The organism is Aquamicrobium soli, from assembly GCF_042646345.1.
GTDB classification, from domain to species: domain Bacteria; phylum Pseudomonadota; class Alphaproteobacteria; order Rhizobiales; family Rhizobiaceae; genus Mesorhizobium; species Mesorhizobium soli_A.
In genome coordinates this window covers 16862-37665 of record NZ_JBHRTK010000020.1, presented here as the reverse complement: position 1 = coordinate 37665, position 20804 = coordinate 16862, and the positions used below count along the sequence as shown (strand labels likewise).

Annotated in this window: 19 protein-coding genes; 4 read left to right on the top strand and 15 right to left on the bottom strand. The window is 64.1% G+C overall.

Going from position 1 to position 20804, the window contains the following annotated elements; translation table 11 throughout:
* Positions 1–314: 314 nt before the first annotated feature.
* From derI to ACFOHJ_RS18695, 3 genes are read right to left on the bottom strand one after another with little or no spacing between them, the layout of a single operon-like run.
* Positions 315–752: a D-erythrulose-4-phosphate isomerase gene (derI, locus tag ACFOHJ_RS18705; protein WP_378223293.1), complete on the bottom strand. Its 438-nt coding sequence runs from the start codon at positions 750–752 to the stop codon at positions 315–317.
* A gap of 31 nt (positions 753–783) precedes the next feature.
* Positions 784–1551 (bottom strand): triose-phosphate isomerase, encoded by a 768-nt coding sequence (locus ACFOHJ_RS18700; protein ID WP_378223290.1) that lies wholly within the window; start codon positions 1549–1551, stop codon positions 784–786.
* Positions 1552–1574: 23 nt separating this feature from the next.
* A complete protein-coding gene (locus ACFOHJ_RS18695) occupies positions 1575–2342 on the bottom strand; it encodes a DeoR/GlpR family DNA-binding transcription regulator (RefSeq protein ID WP_378223287.1) in 768 nt (255 codons plus the stop codon).
* Between the two features lie 273 nt (positions 2343–2615).
* Here ACFOHJ_RS18695 and fba point away from each other — a divergent pair, with 273 nt between their 5' ends.
* Entirely contained in the window at positions 2616–3680 is a 1065-nt protein-coding gene (fba, locus tag ACFOHJ_RS18690) for a class II fructose-bisphosphate aldolase (RefSeq protein WP_378223285.1), read from the top strand.
* Between the two features lie 51 nt (positions 3681–3731).
* On the opposite strand, the gene ACFOHJ_RS18685 is transcribed toward fba, so the two are convergent.
* Together ACFOHJ_RS18685 and ACFOHJ_RS18680 are read right to left on the bottom strand one after the other, a co-directional pair.
* Entirely contained in the window at positions 3732–4670 is a 939-nt protein-coding gene (locus ACFOHJ_RS18685; protein WP_378223283.1) for a sugar phosphate isomerase/epimerase family protein, read from the bottom strand.
* Between the two features lie 19 nt (positions 4671–4689).
* The gene (locus ACFOHJ_RS18680; RefSeq protein WP_378223282.1) at positions 4690–6309 is read right to left on the bottom strand and encodes an FGGY-family carbohydrate kinase; all 1620 of its coding nucleotides are present in this window, start codon (positions 6307–6309) and stop codon (positions 4690–4692) included.
* 161 nt (positions 6310–6470) lie between these two features.
* On the opposite strand from ACFOHJ_RS18680, the gene ACFOHJ_RS18675 reads away from it, so the two are divergent.
* From ACFOHJ_RS18675 to ACFOHJ_RS18665, 3 genes are read left to right on the top strand one after another with little or no spacing between them, the layout of a single operon-like run.
* Positions 6471–7076 carry a TetR family transcriptional regulator gene (locus tag ACFOHJ_RS18675; RefSeq protein WP_378223297.1) on the top strand — a complete coding sequence of 202 codons (606 nt, stop codon included), beginning with the start codon at positions 6471–6473 and terminating at the stop codon, positions 7074–7076.
* Positions 7077–7128: 52 nt separating this feature from the next.
* Positions 7129–8286, top strand: a complete 1158-nt coding sequence (locus ACFOHJ_RS18670; protein WP_378223279.1) for an efflux RND transporter periplasmic adaptor subunit — start codon at positions 7129–7131, stop codon at positions 8284–8286.
* A gap of 42 nt (positions 8287–8328) precedes the next feature.
* A complete protein-coding gene (locus ACFOHJ_RS18665) occupies positions 8329–11466 on the top strand; it encodes an efflux RND transporter permease subunit (RefSeq protein ID WP_378223276.1) in 3138 nt (1045 codons plus the stop codon).
* Between the two features lie 3 nt (positions 11467–11469).
* Here the strand turns inward: ACFOHJ_RS18665 and ACFOHJ_RS18660 are convergent, their stop codons facing one another.
* The 10 genes from ACFOHJ_RS18660 to ACFOHJ_RS18615 all read right to left on the bottom strand — a co-directional run bounded on the left by ACFOHJ_RS18660 (position 11470) and on the right by ACFOHJ_RS18615 (position 20777).
* Complete coding sequence (locus ACFOHJ_RS18660; RefSeq protein ID WP_378223274.1) at positions 11470–12444, bottom strand: sugar kinase; 975 nt, start codon at positions 12442–12444, stop codon at positions 11470–11472.
* Between the two features lie 249 nt (positions 12445–12693).
* Positions 12694–13536: a glycosyltransferase family 25 protein gene (locus ACFOHJ_RS18655; protein WP_378223271.1), complete on the bottom strand. Its 843-nt coding sequence runs from the start codon at positions 13534–13536 to the stop codon at positions 12694–12696.
* Positions 13529–14191, bottom strand: a complete 663-nt coding sequence (locus tag ACFOHJ_RS18650; protein WP_378223268.1) for a glycosyltransferase family 32 protein — start codon at positions 14189–14191, stop codon at positions 13529–13531. Before ACFOHJ_RS18650 ends, ACFOHJ_RS18655 begins: the two co-directional genes overlap by 8 nt.
* Before the next feature lie 493 nt (positions 14192–14684).
* Entirely contained in the window at positions 14685–15005 is a 321-nt protein-coding gene (locus tag ACFOHJ_RS18645; protein ID WP_378223266.1) for a DoxX family protein, read from the bottom strand.
* 47 nt (positions 15006–15052) lie between these two features.
* Positions 15053–16450: an amidohydrolase family protein gene (locus tag ACFOHJ_RS18640; protein ID WP_378223264.1), complete on the bottom strand. Its 1398-nt coding sequence runs from the start codon at positions 16448–16450 to the stop codon at positions 15053–15055.
* Positions 16451–16564: 114 nt separating this feature from the next.
* The gene (locus ACFOHJ_RS18635) at positions 16565–17587 is read right to left on the bottom strand and encodes an ABC transporter substrate-binding protein (protein WP_378223262.1); all 1023 of its coding nucleotides are present in this window, start codon (positions 17585–17587) and stop codon (positions 16565–16567) included.
* Between the two features lie 98 nt (positions 17588–17685).
* Complete coding sequence (locus ACFOHJ_RS18630) at positions 17686–18546, bottom strand: ABC transporter permease (protein WP_378223260.1); 861 nt, start codon at positions 18544–18546, stop codon at positions 17686–17688.
* Positions 18547–18588: 42 nt separating this feature from the next.
* Positions 18589–19377 (bottom strand): ABC transporter ATP-binding protein, encoded by a 789-nt coding sequence (locus tag ACFOHJ_RS18625; protein WP_378223257.1) that lies wholly within the window; start codon positions 19375–19377, stop codon positions 18589–18591.
* 177 nt (positions 19378–19554) lie between these two features.
* Positions 19555–19920, bottom strand: a complete 366-nt coding sequence (locus ACFOHJ_RS18620; protein WP_378223255.1) for a hypothetical protein — start codon at positions 19918–19920, stop codon at positions 19555–19557.
* Entirely contained in the window at positions 19917–20777 is an 861-nt protein-coding gene (locus ACFOHJ_RS18615; protein WP_378223254.1) for a DODA-type extradiol aromatic ring-opening family dioxygenase, read from the bottom strand. Before ACFOHJ_RS18615 ends, ACFOHJ_RS18620 begins: the two co-directional genes overlap by 4 nt.
* Between the last annotated feature and the right edge of the window lie 27 nt (positions 20778–20804).

The following is a 20804-nucleotide window of genomic DNA, read 5'->3' as shown; positions in this document are numbered from 1 at the left end:
GTTCTTCAACAGACACCTCATCACGAGTCCAATGTAAACACTGCCCCACAAGGGGGAGGGGAATTCCTGATGCGCTGCGCCAAATCCTTCCCTTGTGGGAGCGGGAAACCTGGCTGCTGCTTGGATGCGCTAAAGAATTGTCAGATGGGCACCGCCAGGCTCCCCCAGTACTTTGCGAGGAGCGGTTAGCGATGGGCCTACAATGACAAGCCCCCCGGGCATTAAGAGGGACCCTACCAGAGTCCCCCTCCCCCTTGTGGGGAGGGGTTAGGGGTGGGGGTACAATGCCGAGCACCCCAGACCGTAACCGTAACTCAGCGCCCGGCGTCGAGCTTGTCGATGGCCTCGACGTTCTTGGCCGAAGCACCGTTCGGGTCGAACTCGGAGGCGAGCCAGGTGTCGACGATGGCCTTGGCCAGTTCCGGGCCGATGACGCGCGCGCCCATGGTGATGATCTGCGCATTGTTGGACTTGACGGCGCGCTCGGCCGAATAGGTGTCGTGCGTCAGCGCGGCGCGGATGCCGGGAACCTTGTTGGCCGAGATGCAGACGCCGATGCCGGTGCCGCAGAACAGGATGGCGCGGTCGTGCTTGCCGGCGAGCACGTCCTGGCCGACCTTGGCCGACAAATCCGCATAATAGCCGGACTGGCTGAGATCGGTGACCTCGAGTTCCGGCTTGGTGGCGAGATGGGCGGCGATGACGTCGAGCAGGGGCTTGCCTGCGCTGTCGGCCCCGATGGCGATTTTCATGGCGCTTTCTCCTTCTTGGATCGGTTCGGTCTCAGCCGGAAATGGCGGCCGAGACACGTTTCAAAATGTCGACATAGCCTTCGGCCTGCCACGCCGATCGGCCGATGAACAGGCCATCGATATGCTTCTGGCCGACCAGTTCGGCGGCGTTGCCGGGATTGACGCTGCCGCCGTAAAGCACCGGCGGCTCCGCGCCGAGACGGGTGGCGGCCACCTTCTTGATCAGCGCCTGCTGCTGGTCGGCGTAATCGGCGCTCGCGGGAATGCCGTTTTCGCCGATGGCCCAGACCGGCTCATAGGCGAACAGGATTTCGGCCGAAAGTTCGGCGCCCTGCAAGCCCTCCAGCGCGCCCAGCACTTCGGCGGTCAGCACTTCCTCCGCCCGGCCGGACTCGCGCTCCGCCAGCGTCTCGCCGACGCAGACCAGCGGCACGAAGCCATGGCGCACGGCCGCCGCCGTCTTCAGGCCCACCGTGGCATTGGTCTCGCCGAAAAATTCGCGCCGCTCACTATGGCCGAGTTCGACCAGGTCGAGCCCGCAATCCTTCAGCATCAGAGGCGAAATCTCGCCGGTCCAGGCTCCGGCTTCGGCCCAGTGCATGTTCTGTGCACCGACCTTGACGCGGGTGCCGGCCAGCGCCGCCTTGACCTCGCGAACCGCCGTGAAGGAAGGGATGACGAAGGGTTGGATGCGATTGTCGAGCGCGGGCTCGAAGGTTGCCAGCGCCTCGGCGAAGGTCAGCCCCTCGGCCAGCGTCTTGTTCATCTTCCAGCTCGTTCCGACCCAATACCGCGTCATTCCCGTCTCCTAATCTGTACCCATCAGGCCTTGCCCGTGACCGTCAACTTTATGCCTGCCTCGTGAAGCGCCTTGCGCATCGGGGCCGGCGGCTCCTCCCCCGTCAGCACGGCGTCGAAACGATCCAGGCCTGCAAAGAAATGTAGGGCGGGCCGCCCGAACTTGCCGTGATCGGCCAGCAGATATTTGCGCTCGGCCGCTGCCAGCATCAGCCGCTTGGTCTGCACGACCTCCTGGTCCTGGTGGAAGGCCCGCACCCCGTGGATGGAGGAGGTCGACACGAAGGCGACGTCGGCGCGCAGCGAGCGCAACGCCTCGTCGGTCACCAGCCCGAAGAAGCCGTGGAACTTCTTGCTGTACTGGCCGCCCAGCGCGATCAGCGTGATGCCCGCCGCACCGGACAATTCCTGGATGACGCCGAGATTGTTGGTGATGACGGTGAGAGGCCTGATGTCCGCCAGATGCGCGGCGATGCCGCCGGCCGTCGAACTGTCGTCGACGATAATGGTCTGGCCCGGTTCGACCAGGGACGCGGCCGCAACAGCGATGCGCTGCTTTTCGGGCCCGGCCAGCCGCTGGCGGTAGCGGAAGTCGCTTTCGAACTGGCCGCTCGACTGCACGGAGGCGCCGCCGCGAACCTTGCGCAGCAAGCCTTCCTGTTCAAGCTGGTCGAGGTCGCGGTGAATGGTCATGCGCGAGACGTCGAAATGGGCCGACAGCTCCTCCACGGTGGCGGTGCCCGCCTCCATGAGCAGGTCCAGAATGCCTTGCCTGCGCCCTTCCGCCTTCATTGCCGAGAGATTCCCAACCCGCCAGTGATGCCACCCAACATATCATTTCCTCTCTCACATTCAACAAAATATATGTGATATTGATACTTTTATCCGTTACAAAAATTATGTGTCCGGACCTAAATCGATTGGCAATCGGACCGATGGGCAGCCATGCGCAGCGGGACCCTCGACAAAGGGACGGCATTTGGCCATGAACAGGCCAGATCGGCGCCAGGCGACAAAAAGCCGATCGCCGCCCGCGATTATCGTTTGCAGACCCAGGGAGACAAAATGGCCCGCATCACCTTGAGACAGTTGCTCGACCATGCCGCCGAGCACAGCTACGGCGTGCCCGCTTTCAACATCAACAACATGGAACAGGCACTGGCCATCATGGAAGCGGCGGACGCCTGCGACGCGCCGGTCATCCTGCAGGCTTCGCGCGGCGCGCGCGCCTACGCCAACGACATCATGCTCAAGCACATGATGGATGCGGTAACCGAAATCTACCCGCATATCCCGGTATGCGTGCATCTCGACCATGGCAACGAGCCCGGCACCTGCATGACCGCGATCCAGTCCGGCTTCACCTCGGTGATGATGGACGGCTCGCTGAAGGCGGACGGCAAGACGCCGGGCGACTGGGCCTACAATGTCGGCGTCACCAAGACCGTAGTCGGCATGGCGCATCTCGGCGGCATCTCGGTGGAAGGCGAGCTCGGCGTGCTCGGCTCGCTCGAGACCGGCATGGGCGACCAAGAGGACGGCCACGGCGCGGAAGGCAAGCTCAGCCACGATCAGTTGCTGACCGACCCCGACGAAGCGGTGAAATTCGTCGCCGAGACCAAGGTCGACGCGCTGGCGATCGCCATGGGCACCTCGCACGGCGCCTACAAGTTCACGCGCAAGCCCGACGGCAAGGTGCTGGCCATGAACGTGATCGAGGAAATCCACCGCAAGCTGCCGAACACGCATCTGGTCATGCACGGCTCGTCGTCGGTGCCGCAGGAACTGCAGGACATCATCAACGCCTATGGCGGCAAGATGAAGCCGACCTGGGGCGTGCCGGTGGAGGAAATCCAGCGCGGCATCAAGAACGGCGTGCGCAAGATCAACATCGACACCGACAACCGCATGGCCTTGACCGGGCAGATCCGCAAGGTGCTGTCCGAGGACCCGAGCGAGTTCGACCCGCGCAAGTACCTTAAGCCGGCGATGGCGGCGATGACCAAGCTGTGCAAGCAGCGCTTCGAGGATTTCGGCACCGCCGGCCATGCCTCGTCGATCCGGCCGATCCCGGTGGCCGAGATGGCCAAGCGCTACAAGGACGGCTCGCTCGACCCGAAGTTCGGCTGAGCGTCTCTCCGATCAAGTTGAAAACGCCGGCCATCGCGCCGGCGTTTTTCTTTATGCCCTCGGAGTGATGTCGCCCCGCCCGGCGTCGATATGCGGCGCCCAGAAATCCACCGATTCGCGGATCATGGCGACGACCTGGTGATCGGTCGGCTCGCGCTCCCTGAACGACAGTTCGAGGCAGATTTCGTTGTCGGTGCCGCCGCCGCGCCGGATTGTCTCGATCAGCTTTTCGGGGGTGATGCGGCCGTCCTTGTTGTAGGCGGCGGTGAACGGCCAGTGGCCGCCCTTGTTCATCGACGACTGCTTGATGTGGATGATCGGCGAGCGCGGCGGGAACGCCTCGGCCCAGGCATAGGGATCGATATCGGCCGGGTTCGGCGAAGTCACGTCGCCATGGTCGATGTCGACCATCATCTCCAGCGGGATCGGCAGGCCGGCGGCGTCGATGTCGCGCTGCAGGGCCTTGCAGCTTTCGATGGTGTGGCCGAACTCGCGCCCGACCGACATCGGCTCCCAGAACAGAAAGGTCAGACCGGCCGCCTTGGCGTGCTCGGCCACCTCGCGCCAGCATTCGAGCGCCACATCGAACAGGGCCGCCCGGCGTGCCGGATCGTCGTAGTCCTTGTGGGTGAAGATGGCGAACTGCGTGCCCATGGACGAGGCGCCGAGCTCGGCCGAAATGTCGGCGAAGGTCTTGAACCAGTCGACGTAATAGCGGCGCACGTCGGCGTCCGGATGGCCGAAATGGTTGAGGCGCCCATAGGGGCCGGTCATGCCGGAGGTGACGCGCACGCCGGTGCGCGCGAGCGCCTTCCTGAACTGCCGCACGAACCTGGCGATGGTCGCCGCCGGCCAGCCGGGATTGACGAACTCATGCGTCAACTGAACGTCGCGGATGCCGATGCCGTAGGCGATGGCGTCGATCAGGTCGTCAGGCTCGGCGAAGCGGTTGACCAGCGGATTGGTATTCAGCGAAAGCGTGAAGGCCAAGGCAATTTCTCCGTTCAGTTCAGTTCTGCCGCGCCGGGGACCGAATCGCCCGCCCGGCCTTTTGCAGCAGTTCGAATGCCTCGAAACGGTGCCGATGCCAACCGCCCGTGGCGGGCGACGGGCGATGCACCGCACCGAGTTCGGCCATTTCCACCATCGCCGTCTCGAGGTCCGGAAAGGCCCCTCCCGCCACCGCGCCCAGCATGGAGGCCCCGAGCAGCACCGGCTCCTGCGAGGTCGAGGCCGCCACGGCAAGTCCGGTCGAATCGGCAAGCAACTGGCGCGACAACGCGCTTTGCCCGGCCCCGCCGCTGACCACCATGGCCTCGATCGCAATACCGCTTTCCCGCTCGGCCTCGACGATCTGGCGCGCGCCATAGCCGAGACCGCACATGCCGGCCAGGTAAAGACCGACGAGGCTGTCGATATCCCCATCCATGCCGATGCCGGCGATGATGCCCAGCGCATCGGGGTCGGCGAACGGGGCGCGGTTGCCGAGAAACTCCGGCACGACATGCAGTTCACCGACCAGGCGCGGCAGCGCTGCCGCGCCGCCACGCTTTTCGGCTTCCCCGGACAAAAACTGGCTGAGGCTCATTCCGGCGGCCTTTGCCGCGGCCTCGGCTTGCGGGGCGGCGGGATGGCGGCGCACCAGCGTGTCGATGGCAGCGCCCGCAGCCGATTGCCCGCCTTCGTTCAGCCAAAGGCCCGGCACCATGGCCGAGAAATACGGCCCCCAGACACCCTTCACGAAGGTCGGCTCGCGGGTGGAGGTCATGGTGCAGGCCGAGGTGCCGAAAACATAGGCCATGCGCGTCAGAAGCGTGCCAGCGTCGCCGCGGGCGCCGACCGTGCCCAGTCCGCCGGCATGGGCGTCGATCAGCCCGGCGGCGACCGGCGTGCCGGGTTGGAGGCCGAGTTCGGCGGCCGCCTCCACGGTCAGCCCGTTGCCCAGCGCCGTGCCGGCCGGCACGACCTCGGTGCCGATGCGGCGGAATTGCTCGTCGGCCAGCGCCCCGAGGCCGACCAGGCGGAAATAGCTTTCGTCCCAGCGCCCTTCATGGGCCAGATAGGTCCATTTGCAGGTGACGGTGCAGGCCGAGCGCGCCAGGCTCGCCGACGCCCGCCAGGTGAGGAAATCGGCGAGGTCCATGAACTGCCAGGCTTCGGCAAAGGTTTTCGGCCGGTTCTGCGCCAGCCACAAGAGCTTCGGCGTCTCCATCTCCGGCGAGATCGTGTCGCCGACATAGTTCAGCACGCGGTGCCCGGTTTCGTTGATGGCCTGCGCCTGCTGGGTGGCGCGGTGGTCCATCCACACGATGATGTTGCGCTCGTCGTCGCCGGACGGTCCGACGCCGAGCGGCCGCCCGCCCTCGCCCAGCACGACCAGCGAGCAGGTCGCGTCGAAGCCGATACCCTTGACGCTCTGTGCGGTTATGCCGGCAAGCTTCACCGCCTCGCGGACGGCGCCACAGACGGCGCGCCAGATGTCGTTGCTCGATTGCTCGACGATGTGGCCGGCCTCGTGGAAGATCGCGATGTCGCGCCTGGCCGAGGCGAGCATCGCGCCCGCCTTGTCGAAGACCCCGGCCCGGGCGCTGCCGGTGCCGACGTCTATCCCCAGGAAATGATCCGGCATGCCTGTCCGTCGCCTCGATACTGACGCCGGCTAGGATCGTGGTTCTGCGGCGCGATGGCAAGATCGCAATTGAATGCTCCTCCACCGCCTTGACGAAAGACGACTTCCGACTTATAAATGACGAAAGTTGAAATTCGTCACAAGTAACGCATCGCGAAACGCTGATGGACACGGCACAAAATCCCCTGGACTCCGCACGGCAGGAGAACATCGAGCGCATTCTGGAGGCGGCCGAACGGCTGTTCCGCCACTATGGCTACGGCAAGACCACCGTCGCCGACATCGCGCGCGATCTCGGCATGTCGCCGGCCAATGTCTATCGCTTCTTCGCCTCGAAGGAGGAAATACACCAGGCGATCTGCGGGCGCATGCTGGCGGCCAGCCTGCACATGGCCATCGGCATCGCCAAGCTGCCGCTGCCGGCCGCCGAGCGCCTGCGGCGCTGCATCCTCGACCAGCATCAGCTGACGGTGGAAACGATGCTGGACGAAAAGAAAGTGCATGAGATGGTGATCGTCGCCATCGAACGTGACTGGCACGTGATCGAAAAACACGTCGACCGTCTCCATCAGGTCTATGCCGGCATCATCCGCGAAGGGATCGAGGCCGGAGAACTGCGCCAGCAGGATGCCGACGTCGCCGCCCGCTGCTTCGGCGCATCGACGGTGACGCTCTGCCATCCGCAAATGGTGGCCCAGTGCCTGATGAAGGACAATCGGGCGAAGCCCGAGGAACTGGTCGATTTCGCGATCAGGGCATTGAAGTAGGCGGCCTTTCGGCCCGCCGCACGACCATAGAACATTTTCAGGAGCGCGAACGATGCTTTCGTTCAAGACCTTCGAGGATTTTGCACGTCCTTTCGCCACCCTGGGGCTGGTTGGCCTCCTCGCCTTTTCCGTTTCGGCCTGCACCGAAGCCAAGACCGAACCCGTCGCCGCCGTGCGGCCGGTCAAGGTGGTGGAGATCGCCAGCGCCGACGCGACCCGCTCGCTCCAGTATTCCGGGACGGTCAAGGCGCGCACGGAAATGAACCAGGGCTTTCGCGTCGCCGGCAAGATCGTCGAGCGCGAGGTCAATATCGGCGACCGGGTGAAGCCCGGCGACGTGCTCGCCCGCATCGACGCCACCGACTATGCGCTCGCCGTCAAGACGGCCGAAGCCAACCTCGCGGCGACGCAAAAGCAGATGGATACGGCCGAGCTGGCCCGTAACCGCGCGCAGGAGCTGTTCGGCAAGAAGTTCGCCTCGCAGGCGCAGCTCGACGAGGCCCAGCTCGGCTATCAGCAGGCGGTTGCCGCGCGCGATGCCGCGACCTCCTCGCTGCAGCAGGCGAAGAACCAGGTTGCCTACACCGAACTCAAGGCCGACCGCAAAGGCATCGTCACCACCATTGGCGCCGATACCGGCCAGGTGGTCGGCATCGGCACGCCGGTGGTGACGGTTGCCGTCGACGGCGAGAAGGAAATCCAGATCGCCGTTCCGGAAACCGAGATTTCCCACTTCAAGCCGGGCCAGGGCGTCGATGTCGGCTTCTGGACCGACGACAAGCTCAGCCTTCCGGGCAAGGTGCGGGAAGTCGCCGGCAGCGCCGACCCGCAGTCTCGCACCTTTTCCGTTCGCGTCAGCCTCGCCGATGACACGCGCATATTGCTCGGCATGACGGCCACGGTGGAAGCGAAGGTCGCCGCGAAACAGAATCTGGCGTCGGTTCCGCTCGAAGCGTTGGCAAAGAAGGATGGCGGCACCATCGTCTGGGTCGCCGACCGCGCAACCTCCAGCGTGCATGCGCGGCCCGTCACCGTGGCCGACTTCGCGCCCGGCGGGGTACACATCGCCAAGGGCCTGCAAGCGGGCGACCTCGTGGTCGCCGCCGGCACCCAGTTCATGTCGGAAAACCTGAACGTGAAGCTGCCGGACGCCGCGACCGAGCAGGCCGACGCGCTTCACGCCGCCGAGGTGACCAGCGCGCTGCGCTGAGCCAGTCCTCGTCCACCAACCGAACAACGCGAAGAGGCGGTCATGACGACCTCCACTGACGACAAGAAGCCGTTCAACCTGTCACGCTGGGCGATCGGCCATCCGAGCATCGCGCGTTTCCTGGTCGGGCTGATCATCATCGCCGGCGCGCTCGGCCTGATGCGCATGGGCCAGCGCGAGGACCCGGAATTCACCTTCCGCGTCATGGTGGTGCAGGCGGTGTGGCCGGGCGCTTCCCTGCAGGACATGGAAGACCAGGTCGTCAACAAGATCGAGCGCAAGCTTCAGGAAACGCCGCATCTCGACTTCGTGAAATCCTATTCGCGCGCCGGCAGCGCCGTAATCCTGGTTCAGGTCAAGGGCGACACCAGCGCCGCCCAGGTGGAGGACGCCTTCTACCAGGTGCGCAAGAAGGTCGGCGATATCCGCAGCGACCTGCCGCCCGGACTGCTCGGCCCCTATTTCAACGACGAGTTCGGCGACACCTTCGTCACCCTGCATTCGATCAGCGGCGACGGCTACAGCTATCTCGAGCTGAAGCAGTTCGCCATCCAGGCGCGCGACATGCTGTTGACGACGCCCGGCGTGGAAAAGGCCGTCATCATCGGCGACCAGCCGCAGGCCATCTATATCGACGTGTCGTCGCGGGCGCTGGCCGAGCGCGGCCTGACGATCCTCGACCTGCAGAACGCCATCAAGGGCCAGAACACCGTCGACCCGGCCGGGACCGTGGACACCGGCACACGCTCGGTGCGCATTTCCGTCGAGGGCGACGTGAAGCGGGCCGAAGACATCCGCGAGTTGCGCCTGCGCAGCGGGAGCCAGGTCATCCGCCTCGGCGACATCGCCACCGTGACCTCCGGGCTGCAGGACCCCGAGCAGCGCAAATACCGCTTCGACGGCCACGACAGCGTGCAGATCGGCGTGGTCATGGCCAAGGGCTTCAAGGTAACCGACGTCGGCGCCGCGATCGAGGACACCTACAAGCGCTTCGAGGCGTCCCTGCCCTACGGCGTTTCGGTCGACCAGATCGCCAACCAGCCGCATGTGGTGACCGACGCCATCGGCGAATTCATGCGCGCGCTCGCCGAGGCGCTGGTGATCGTGCTCGCGGTTTCGTTCCTGTCGATCGGCTGGCGCTCCGGGCTGGTGATCGCCATCGCCATTCCGCTGGTGCTGTCGGCCACCTTCGCCGTCATGTACGAGCTCGGCATCGACCTGCAGCGCATCTCGCTCGGTGCGCTCATCATCGCGCTCGGTTTGCTGGTCGACGACGCCATGATCGTGGTCGAGCTGATGGAGCGCAAGCTGGAGGAAGGGCTGGACAAGCTCGACGCCGCCAGCTTCGCCTACAGCTCCACCGCCTTCCCGATGCTGACCGGCACGCTGATCACCACCGCCGGCTTCATCCCCGTCGGCTTCGCCGCTTCCGCGGCCGGCGAATATGTGCGCACGCTGTTCTACGTGGTCGGCATCGCGCTGGTGGTGTCGTGGTTCGTCGCCGTCTATTTCACGCCGTGGCTCGGCCACATGCTGCTGCGGCAGCGCCAGCACGCCGGCGAGCATCACAACGTGTTCGACACGCGCTTCTATCGCCGGCTCACCGGGACCATCGGCTGGGCGGTGCGCCACCGCATCCTGGTGCTGGCGCTGACGCTCGCGACCTTCGCCGCCAGCCTATGGTCGTTCCAGTTCATCCCGCAGAATTTCTTCCCGCAATCGGAGCGGCCGGAAATCCTCGTCGACCTGTGGCTGCCCGAGGGCACCTCGATCAAGGAGGTCGAGAAAGAGGCGAAGGCGCTCGAAGCCAAGATGATGGACGACCCCGACAAGAAGTTCATTGCCACCTATATCGGCGAAGGCGCGCCGCGCTTCTTCCTGCCGCTCGACCAGCAGCTCGCCAATCCGAACTTCGCCCAGCTTCTCGTGATGGCCAAGGACGAGCCGGCGCGCGAGCGTCTGATCGTCAAGCTGCGCTCGGTCCTCGCCGAAGATTTTCCGGCGATCCGCGCCAAGGTCGACCGCCTGTTCCTCGGCCCTCCGACCGGCTGGCCGGTGCAGATGCGCGTGATGGGACCGGACCGGCAGGAGGTGCGCCGCATCGCCGACGAGGTGAAGGCCCGATTTGCCGCCGACCCGCTGCTGTCGGCCGTGCATGACGACTGGCTGGAACCCGTGCCGGGAATGAAGCTGGTGATCGACCAGGACCGGGCGCGCGCGCTCGGCGTCACCTCGCAGCGCGTGCGCCAGATGCTGCAGGCCGCCATGTCGGGCGTGCCGCTGGACAGCTTCCGCGACGGCGAGGAGACGGTGTCGATCGTGGCGCGCGAGCCCGACGGCAATCGCTCGCTGCTGTCGGCGGTCAACTCCGTCTACGTGCCGACCGATTTCGGCGGCTTCGTGCCGGTCTCGCAGATCGCCAAGGTGGAGCCCGTCCTCGAACAGGGCATCGAATGGCGGCGCAACCGGCTGCCGACCATTTCGGTGCGCGCGACGCTGCCGGACGGCGTGCAGTCCAACGACGTCGTCCAGAAGCTTTACGGCGAGATGGCGGACCTGCGCGCCGGCCTGCCGGCCGGCTACAAGATCGAGGTGCAGGGCGGGGCCGAGGATTCGGCCGAGAGTCAGGCGTCGATCGCCGCCAAGGCGCCGATCATGCTGGTCATCATCGTGCTTCTGCTGATGGTGCAGCTCCAGCATTTCGGCAAGGCCATGCTGGTGCTGGCGACCGGGCCGCTCGGCATCATCGGTGCGGCGGCGGCGCTGCTCATCAGCGGTGCGCCGTTCGGCTTCGTCGCCATACTGGGCGTCATCGCGCTGCTCGGCATCATCATGCGCAACTCGATCATCCTCGTCGACCAGATCGACCAGAACATCGCCGCCGGCATGGCGCGCATGGAGGCGATCGTCGGCGCGGCCGTCAGCCGCTTCCGGCCGATCATGCTGACGGCGTTGACGGCGGTGCTGGCGCTGATCCCGATCTCGCGCGGCGTGTTCTGGGGGCCGCTCGCCTATGCGATGATGGGCGGCATCCTGGTGGCGACCGTGCTGACCATCCTGGTGCTGCCGGCCGGCTACGCGCTGTTCTTCGGCCGCGAGCCGAAAAAGACCACGGCCGCTTCGCGGCCGGAAGAGGCCGAATCCGGCCTCACCCAGCCGGTTGCGCTGGCGGCGGAGTAGAAGCTAGGCGGCGCTGGCGAAGGCTTCCCTCAACAAGGGCGCCGGCGCCAGCGCGCCATAGACCCCGACCGTCGCGGCGGCGACCCGGTGCGCCCGCCCGGCGGCGGCCACGGGCTCGATGCCGAGCAGCCGTGCGGCAAGATAGCTGCCGTTGAAGGAATCGCCGGCCCCGGTCGTGTCGAGCGGATCGGCAAGGGTGACGGCAGGCACTTCGACCGACCGTCCGGCCGCCTTCACCAGTGCCGCCTGCGAGCCGTTCTTGACGACCACTTCCCCGATCCCGGCGTCCGAGAGCCGCCGCGCCGTTTCCTCCGGCGAGCCGTCGCCATAAAGCGCCTGCTCGTCCGGAAAGGTCGGCAAAGCGATGTCGACATGGGCGAGCGCTGCGCCGATGGCGGCCTGCGCCCGCGCCTTGTCGGCCCACAGCCGCGGCCGGAAATTGGGGTCGAACGCGACCAGCGCGCCCTGCCCCCGCGCCACCGCGAGCGCCCGCAACAGCGTTTCCCGCGCCGCATCGTCCAGGATCGCCAGCGTTATCCCAGAAAAATAGACCAGCTGGCGCGAGGCCAGGCTTTTTTCCAGCGCAGCCGGATCGTCGGCAAGGCGGCGCGCGGCCGCCTCGGAGCGCCAATAGGTGAACGAGCGCTCGGCCCCGTCGAGCGTGATGGCATAGAGGCCCGGATGCCAGGCCTCCAGGCGGGGGCTGTGCGAAATGCCGATCCCGTTGTCGGCCATGAAGGCGATCTGGCCGGCCGAAAAGGGATCGGTGCCGAAGGCGGAGACGAAATCGGTGGCGGCACCTTGCGGCATCAAGGCCCGCAGCACCCACAGGGTGTTGAACGTGTCACCGGCATAGCCCAGCCGCCAGCCGGAATCCCCCGCCGACAGCTCGATCATGCATTCGCCAACGCTCGCAATGGATTTCAAAGCCGGATTCCCTACCTGCCGCCGTCGTGACGTGGGCAGTTCATAAGCCATCCGGCCGAGGGTGCAAGGGCTTACCGCCTCGGCCCGAAGAGCCGGTCCATGAGCCTTTCAGCGGCGCCGAACAGGCCGATCCTGCGAAACATCCGGTAGAACTGGGAGCTGTAGGCGTTGATGATGAACGAACGCACGAAATGAAACGACGTCACCAGCGCGGTGTTGAAGTGCAGCGCCTGCGCCGTCAGTCCGGAAATCGTCAGTACCGCAAGCGCCGGCAGTTTGGCCGGCCGAAGCCAGTTCCGATCAAACGTCGTTAGGGGGCAACCGGTCCCGCACAGGCGTATTTGCGCTCTTTACAATGGCGCTCACATTGGCCGCGTTCGCCCAACGGTACGAGAGCGACCGTACGAACTTTCCCGCTTGCAGGAAATTCCCCCAAACGGACCGGATTATTATTTTCTTATGTCTCAAGTCCCATCGATCACGTTCCAGAGTGGAACCGCCGAGCCGGAAGCTTACCTCGTCAACCAGGTTCGGGGAAGTCGACCACACCCGTATGGAAAATTCCCATGGATGGGAAAAATCCTCGTCGATGGGCCTGAATAAATAACGGCGGCGAAGAAGGGACTGAACTGCTTTCCTGTCGATCAGATAGGCAACTGCGCCCGAGGCCGGATATTTGTATCCAACCAGTTGAGTTCCCCCAATTTTTACCGTCTCAACGACCTTCTTATGATTATAATCGAAGAATTTTACGACGCTCCAAACGCCTTGGTGGGAAAGAGCATCGTTTATTGCGAGAAGGAACTGTTCATCGTCACGGATCTTGAAATCGTCCTCAAAGATCAGCGCGAAATCCGTTCCCCTACGCATCACTTCCCGCCATATCTTGCGATGCCCGAGATAGACGGAAATCTCGCCTCTTGTGAGCGATCGCTTATGACGGGTCCAATTCAGAAGGCGTGAATACGCATGATCGATCTCGGCGCTGCCCTGATCGATACCCTGTATGAAATCAAAAGGAATACCGAGGCGGCCCAGTTCCTCGAAAGCGTGAGTCCTGCGGGGTCCGTTCGGTGACTCCATGGTCAGAACGAAGACGCCCAGGTCCGGAAACTCTATTGCGCGCGAAAAAGGACTACTCACCGCTTTTAGCCGACGACGCTTTCAAGGCTCTCAGCCTTTTCCTAGCGGAAGACGCATAGAGCGACCGGGGGATTTCTTGAATTTTGCTTAATACCGATCCGAATTTGTAAGCGCCCGTCGTTTCCCCGAATTTTTGATGGGCATACACTTTGCCCGACCCGGTATATTTCCTGCCAAGGAAGTGCTCGGGAATAAGGGTATGAGACGGCCAGATAACGATCTCCGGGCGAAGCTCTTCTATGAGTTCGGCAACGAACAGGTTGCCCGTCTGGCGCCAAGGCTGATCAAGCTGCTGCGGTGGTATCTTCGATAGGCGATCAATGACTTCCTTCAGGAAAGGATGATTTGGCGCCGCTGCCACGATAGGAGCAACCAATTGTCCCCGCAGGAACTCGTTCTCATATACCGTATAGAGTTCACCCCAGTCCTCGAACAGGTCATCAATCGGCTGAACACAAATACTATCCGCGCCAGCGATGTAGCCGCCGTGCTCGTAGAGTATTTCATACCTCAGTAAATCGGCAGCACCCGCATACCACCCCCGCTTCATGTACTCATCGATCTGGGGCTGTGTCTTGAATTTCCCATCTCTTAAGAAATCATTGCCGTAACGGGTGTAATTCCATTCGGGGTGCTTATCGACCCAGGTCTGCATCCAGTCTTCCGGGGCGACCTTGGGGCCGATCCATATATGTCCGAGATTCCTGGGTATATTCATGGGTGTACGCTCACCACGGGCCTGACCTTTCCGCCAGGGCAAGCGGTCTCAGTCGTCCAGCCTTCCAGCAAAAGGGATTGCAGAACCCCATGCGTCGCCAGAAGAAATGGTGGAAACGATAACCCGGCGGGCGGCGCAGAAGGACATCCGAACAACATCACCCCTTTCGGGGCGGCGAAAATTGGATCGGGCTGCGCCAAAACATGGCGATTTGCCCCCACACGCATTTGTTTTTTACCGTCCGCAGGTCTCGCTTCGGTTAGGAATATGGCCGGCCGCAGCAGCCGTCAACCGCATGATCGGAACCGTCCTTGACGTAAGTAACCAGGCCGTCGCGCTCCGAGGGAGTTGTGGCCAGCCCGACCTTTGAATATGCCCGAGGACACGTTGCGCGCTCACATGGGTTGGCCGGGCATGCCGCCTAGGGGATTCAGACCAGCAGGCCGACACACAATGCGCCCATCAGCAGCGGGAACTGCATGCGCAGCCATTCCCGGGTCCTGGCCATCGAAAAGACCACCGCCGCGAGGATCAGGAGGGCCAGGACGGCGCCCCATGTCTGCGTGGTGGTCATCAAAAGCAGGGCCGCAGCGGTAAATTCCATGACGGCGACGGCGGGGCGCAGCCAGGACGGGTAGTTCCATTTCTCGAACTCTTCCCGCACGAACTCCGGACCGGCCAGGTTGAGGCCGGCCGAGCCGACGAAGATTATGGCAAGCGACCATATGACGATCTGTTCGAGAATGCTCATCGGGTTCTCCGGCTTCTCAAGAGTCCGGCCCCGCCGGAGAAAATGGTTCAGCAGGCGGTGGCGCGGAATACGGCGTTGCCGGCGCAGCCCGGGCATTGTGGCGCGAGGATGCCGCCCGCGGTCGTGCGAATGCGCATGGCAGAGCGCTTGGCCTGTTCGACCACCTCGGCGACATCGCAATCGACCAGCTTGCCGGAACGCTTCAGGATACGTCCATCCACCATCACGGTATCAACATTGGCGGCCGTCGCGCCCATCACCACCGTCGTCTCGATATTGGCCATGGGCGCCGTGTTGAGGTCGTTGGCGCGGATCAGGATGATATCGGCCTGTTTGCCCGGCGTCAGCGAACCGGTGACGTCGCCGAGGCCAAGGGCCTTCGCCCCGTTGATGGTTGCCATCTCGATGATTTCGCTGAGGCCGATGGGCGCAAGGTGGGCGGTGTCCGTACCTTGCCACGGCACGCCCATGTTCCAGGTCACGCGCATGTTCTCCAGCATATTGGGCGGTACCAGCGAGCTTGCGTCGCTCGACAGCGAAACCGATATGCCGGCCTCGCGCATTTTCAGAAGCGCGCGGCGCGCGTCGCCGGTTTCGCCGAGGCGCAGTTCCGAGAGCGTCGCGAAGCTGAGCGGCGTGCCGGTGCGCGCCATCGCCTCGCGGTCGCTGTCGGTGGCGGTGATGTAGTGGCAGAACAGGAAGTTCGGGCCGAGGAAGCCACGCCGTTCGTAGTCGGCGGCGTCGTCCGAATTGGGCGCCGCCTGGCTGGCGTGGATCGCCACCGGAAGCCCGAGCTTCAGCATCGTCTCCATCTCTTCATAGAAGACCTCGACGTTGCTCTGGATCGCCCCGCGCAGGTTGACGCCGAGATGAACGAGGCCCTGCAAGCGCGAGGAATCGGCGAACCATTCTTCCCGCACGCGCGGCAGGTCCTCGTAGCGGTTGACCTGATCGACCGGCATCTTGTCGATATGGCCCATGGCGTAGCGTGCCCGCAGGCCGGAGCCCTGGTGGGCCCTCAGTTCGGCATCGACATGGGCGGGCGAACGGTTGTTGTGCGACCAGTTGTGCACGGTGGTGACGCCGGAATTGGCGAGCTCGGCGAGGCCGAGGCGGACGCTGCGATAGAAGTCGTCGGCGTCATACAGCGCGGCCGTCGCCCATTTCGCCTGGAAATACTCATAGCCGCCGTCCGAGACGAAGTTGCGGCCAAGCGTGCTCCACATATGGTAGTGGGTATCGATCAGGCCCGGCATGACGATCATGTCGGAAGCGTCGATCACCTCCACGCCTTCGGCCGTTATGCCGTCGGCGACCTTTTCGATGCGGCCGTCGCGAACCAGCACGTCCGCTTTCGGCAGGGTTCCTACTGCGCGGTCCACGGTGATGACCGCGCCGCCGCGGATGAGATAGCTGCCTTTTGGTTGCTGGATGATGCTCGACATCGATAAATCCTCGTCAGGTGAATGCCCGCGCTCTGCTTGCGCGGGGAAAGGGCACGGCCGGGTGCCTTGAGGGCCGTCCGGCCGCGCCAGGAGACTGGCACCGCAGGTCGGGAGCTATTTCAGGTAGTCGTTCGTGACGGCTTTGCTGACATCGACGTCAGCCGAGATCAGACCGTTCTCTAGCATGAACTTCTCCTGTTTCTCCCAAACGCCGGTATCCTGCCAGCCAATGCCGTTGGCCTCCGTCTCCGGGCTCACCGAAACCCTGGCGATTTCCTTGAGCGCGACCACGCCTTCCTCCTTGGAGATGGAGGGCACCTGCTTGATGACCCCGTCGGCCGCCTCCGCCGGATGGGCGATCATCCATTCCACGCCCTTGCGCCAGGCGCGCAGGAAGGCACGGTAGAGATCGGGGTTCTTCTTCAGCGCCTCTTCCCCGCCGACCAGCCCGAAGGTGTAGAAGCGCGGCACGCCGTAGTCGGTGAAGGTGAAATAGGTGTAGGTCGAGGTGTCGTCGGCCGGCTTCTTGATCTGCACGTTGTAGATCGGCGGCTCGTCCCAGCTGATGGCGTCGCCCAGCGCATCGATGCGCTTGGAAAGCAGCAGCGGCATCTGGGTGAAGCCGACGGTCACGATATTGACTTTGGAAAGGTCGGCGCCGGCCGTCTGGAGGCTGTGCTCCAGCATCACCTTGTTGAACGGAATGCCGGTGACGCCGACATTCTTGCCTTCCAGGTCCTTCAGGTTCTTGACGCCGGATTCGGCCGGCACCAGCACGCCGGTGGTGCCCATCTGGTGGTTGGCGCCGATCGATACGACCGGCAGGTCCTTGCTGCGCGCAATGATGACGTCGGTGGAATGCGCCGTCGCCAGTTCGGCTCCGCCGGATGCCACCAGCTTCAGCCCGTCGGCCGGCGAGTTGGGGGAGATCAGTTCGATTTCCAGGCCCTCGTCGGCGAAGAACTTGTGCTCCATCGCGTTGATGACGGCGGCATCCCAGATGCCGGGATTGGAGATGAGCGCATAGCGGAACTTGGTGAGTTCGGCCGACAGCGCCGAACCGGAGAGCGCCAGTGTCGAGGTCAAGGCCGCGAGGGCGGCACAGGCCAGCGGTTTCAGTTTCTGCAAGGCGATCATGGTGTCCTTCCCCTGTGATTGGACGCTTTCTGCGTCGCGTTATGGTTTTCGTCGGTTTTTCTGGTACGCCGCCCGGCCAGATAGACGGGCGGTATGCGTCATAGCTGGGAGCGGAAAAGCGCTCCCGTGCCCGGCCCGTTCGCGCGGGCGGCGCGCAGCCAGGCGAGCGATGGCCGCTTGTGGAGCCACGGCATGCTCAGCCGCTCGACGAGGCCGACCAGCCCGAACAGGGCCATGCCGGAAATGCCGAGCACGGTGAGCGAGGCAAAGACCCTGGTGGTGTTGAGTTGCGCGGTATCCTGCGCGATCAGGTAGCCGATGCCCTGGCTGGCCCCGACCCACTCGGAGATGGTGGCGCCGATCACGGCCAGCGTGGCGGCGACCTTGAGCCCGCCGAAGATGCTCGGCAGCGCCACCGGCAGACGGAGCTTGAAGAAGATCTGCGCCGGCGTCGCGTTCAGCGAGCGAAAGAAGTCCACGAATTGCGGCTCCAGGCTGCGCAATCCCGTGACGGTGGCGATGGTGAGCGGGAAGAAGGCGACAATGGCCGTGATGATGATGCGCGGCAGGCTGTTGTAGCCGAACCAGATGACCAGCACCGGCGCCATGGTGATGACGGGCACGGTCTGCGAGGCGACGATGAGCGGCAGGACGCCGCGCCGGAACGCTGAGGAATAAAGGATCAGCACGCTCAGCACCGCCGCCACGACGATCGCCAGCGCGTAGCCGGCCAGCGTCTCGAACAGCGTGGCCTTGAGTTGCGGCAGGATGACCTTGGTGCCGCTCGTCATCAGTTCGCCGAAGATGGCGCTCGGCGCCGGCAGCACATAGGCCTTGATATCGATGAGGTGGACGGCAGCCTCCCACACCAGAAGCAGCGAGAACATGATGCCGAGCGGCAATGCCGCATCGCCGAGGCGGGAAAGGACGGAAGGGAAGCTTGCGGTTCGAGCTGTCATGGCGGGGCTTTCTGTCGGGCTCCGGAAGCAGTTCCTGGCGGTTCAGTGCAGGGCCGTCGAGGCTGCGGCGTCTCCGCGAAGCAGGGCGAGGACCTCTCTCTTGTGGTGTGCGAATTCCGGCGTCAGGTTGACGTCGCTGGTGCGCTCGTAAGGCAGGTCGACCGGCACGATGCCGGCAAAGCGCATCGGTCGCGGCGTGGCGACATAGACGCGATCCGACAGGTAGACGGCCTCGTCCGGGTCGTGCGTAATCAGGATCATTGTCTGTCGGAACTCGCGCTGGATGCCGAGCAGCCATTCGTGCATCGTGGCCCGGGTCAGCGCATCGAGCGCGCCGAACGGCTCGTCCAGGAGCACGACGGAGCGGTCGCACAGGATGGTGCGCAACAGCGCCGCGCGCTGGCGCATGCCACCTGACAGCGCCGAGGGATAGGAGTTCTCGTAGCCTTCCAGCCCGAAGCGGCGCAGCAGCGCCAGCGCGCGGTTGCGCGCCTCCGGCATCGGGCGTCCTGCAAGCTCGGGGCCGAGCACGACATTGTCGAGCACGGTGCGCCAGGGCAGAAGCAGGTCGCGCTGCATCATGTAGGCGACGTGGCCGGGCTGGCCGACGATCTTCCTGCCATCGAGGGCAACCTCACCCGAATTGGGCGCAAGCAAGCCGGCGATAACGTTGAACAGAGTGGACTTGCCGCAGCCGCTGGGGCCGATGATCGACACGAACTCGTTGCTTTTCAGCGACAGGTCGATCCCGCCGACGGCCGGCACCAGCCCGCGCTCGGGCGTGACGTAACCACAGTGCAGGTCGGAAATCCGCAGTCTTTCGCTTTCCATCGGCCTTCATCCTCCCGTCCGGCAATGGGGAAAGCATGGCCATGGCGCGCAAGCGCGTACGCTTGCCTGCCGGCGACAGACTCCTCCCATTGTAGACACCATACCGTCTTCCATTTTTTCGTTCAACGAATTTTTTTTCGCTAAACGTCGATTTTTTAATTCCTCCTCCCGGCGCGGCTACTCGCCGACCGGCGGGTAATCGCGCCCCTCCCAATGGGCGAGGCGCCTGGCGAAATCGCGCTGGAAAGAGAGCGGGCCGTGTAGGGCCGTCCAGTCCTCGTCGTAGATGGCGATGAAGATGGTGAGCGACAGGAAGAAGTGCGCACCCATCTCGAACAGCGCGACGATATCGTGGTTTACCAGCGCCTCGCGCTCGGCGTCCGTGAAACCGTTGACGGTGGAGAACTCGACGCTGTTGAGCTGCGGCCCGATCGCCTGCTCCCATGTTTCGACCAGCGTACGCGGATTCTCCTTGTAGCGGCGCAGGAGTTCCGGGTCGCGGTCGACGGTGAAGAGGAACTTGTTGACGTAATACCTGCTCATTGCGCGGCTCCTTCCGGATACCAGGTGATGTAGGCTTCCATCGTGTGAAAAAGACTGAGGCTGTCGGCGTAGGCGGCCTTGATCGGACCGGCGATGCCCATCATCAGGATCAGGTCCATGAAGCCGTGCGTGGCGTTGCCGCTCTTGGCCATGCTCTCATGGGTGACGTTGGCAAGAATGGCCTCGATATTGCCGGTGGACAGCCACTCGATCGCCTGGCGGTCGAATTCCGGGTCCGGGCCCGTCTCGCGGAACTGCCGCGGCCCGCCCAGTTCCAGCGACAGATGCCCGCTGCCGATGGCGGCGATGCGCTTGTCGGAAGGATATTCGTCGATGATTTCGCGGATGGCGCGGCCGAGATCCCAGAAGCGTTTCGGCGAGGGCAGAGGCGGCGCGAAGATGTTGGTGTAGATCGGCACCACCGGCAGGTCGGCCTGCGGGCGTGTGGTGATGATCGGGCAGATGATGGAATGGTCGAGCTTCAGTTCGTTGGAAAAGGCGAAATCGAAGCCGCGGTCGAGCAGCCCCCGATGCATGAAGCGCGACAGGTCCTCATGCCCTTCGAGAACATATTTCGGAATGCCGAACTCGCGTTCCTCGTTGTAGAAGGTCGCATCGTAGTGCGGCGCCTTGCCGATCAGGAACTGCGGATAATTGTCGAGGAAGAACTGGTGGAAATGGTCGGCGCCGACCATCACCAGGATTTCCGGTTCCGCCCTGGTCAGCGTCTCGCGATAGGCTTCCACCTTGCGCTTCCACTCAGGCGCTTCGGGAATCTGCTCGTCGGCCGGCGCGGTGGTGGCCTTGAGATAGAACGGATGGTGCGTGGTGGCGAGTACCGCTGCCAGCTTTGCCATATGGTTTCCTCCTCCCTGTCTGCGTCG

Coding starts and splice junctions, on each gene's coding strand:
- ACFOHJ_RS18630 (WP_378223260.1), bottom strand. CDS start 18,546: ATGACAGCTCGAACCGCAAGCTTCCCTTCCGTCCTTTCCCGCCTCGGC.
- ACFOHJ_RS18620 (WP_378223255.1), bottom strand. CDS start 19,920: ATGAGCAGGTATTACGTCAACAAGTTCCTCTTCACCGTCGACCGCGAC.
- ACFOHJ_RS18645 (WP_378223266.1), bottom strand. CDS start 15,005: ATGAGCATTCTCGAACAGATCGTCATATGGTCGCTTGCCATAATCTTC.
- ACFOHJ_RS18635 (WP_378223262.1), bottom strand. CDS start 17,587: ATGATCGCCTTGCAGAAACTGAAACCGCTGGCCTGTGCCGCCCTCGCG.
- ACFOHJ_RS18670 (WP_378223279.1), top strand. CDS start 7,129: ATGCTTTCGTTCAAGACCTTCGAGGATTTTGCACGTCCTTTCGCCACC.
- ACFOHJ_RS18665 (WP_378223276.1), top strand. CDS start 8,329: ATGACGACCTCCACTGACGACAAGAAGCCGTTCAACCTGTCACGCTGG.
- ACFOHJ_RS18680 (WP_378223282.1), bottom strand. CDS start 6,309: ATGCCGGATCATTTCCTGGGGATAGACGTCGGCACCGGCAGCGCCCGG.
- ACFOHJ_RS18650 (WP_378223268.1), bottom strand. CDS start 14,191: ATGCAGACCTGGGTCGATAAGCACCCCGAATGGAATTACACCCGTTAC.
- ACFOHJ_RS18660 (WP_378223274.1), bottom strand. CDS start 12,444: ATGGCTTATGAACTGCCCACGTCACGACGGCGGCAGGTAGGGAATCCG.
- ACFOHJ_RS18625 (WP_378223257.1), bottom strand. CDS start 19,377: ATGGAAAGCGAAAGACTGCGGATTTCCGACCTGCACTGTGGTTACGTC.
- ACFOHJ_RS18640 (WP_378223264.1), bottom strand. CDS start 16,450: ATGTCGAGCATCATCCAGCAACCAAAAGGCAGCTATCTCATCCGCGGC.
- ACFOHJ_RS18700 (WP_378223290.1), bottom strand. CDS start 1,551: ATGACGCGGTATTGGGTCGGAACGAGCTGGAAGATGAACAAGACGCTG.
- fba (WP_378223285.1), top strand. CDS start 2,616: ATGGCCCGCATCACCTTGAGACAGTTGCTCGACCATGCCGCCGAGCAC.
- ACFOHJ_RS18695 (WP_378223287.1), bottom strand. CDS start 2,342: ATGAAGGCGGAAGGGCGCAGGCAAGGCATTCTGGACCTGCTCATGGAG.
- ACFOHJ_RS18615 (WP_378223254.1), bottom strand. CDS start 20,777: ATGGCAAAGCTGGCAGCGGTACTCGCCACCACGCACCATCCGTTCTAT.
- derI (WP_378223293.1), bottom strand. CDS start 752: ATGAAAATCGCCATCGGGGCCGACAGCGCAGGCAAGCCCCTGCTCGAC.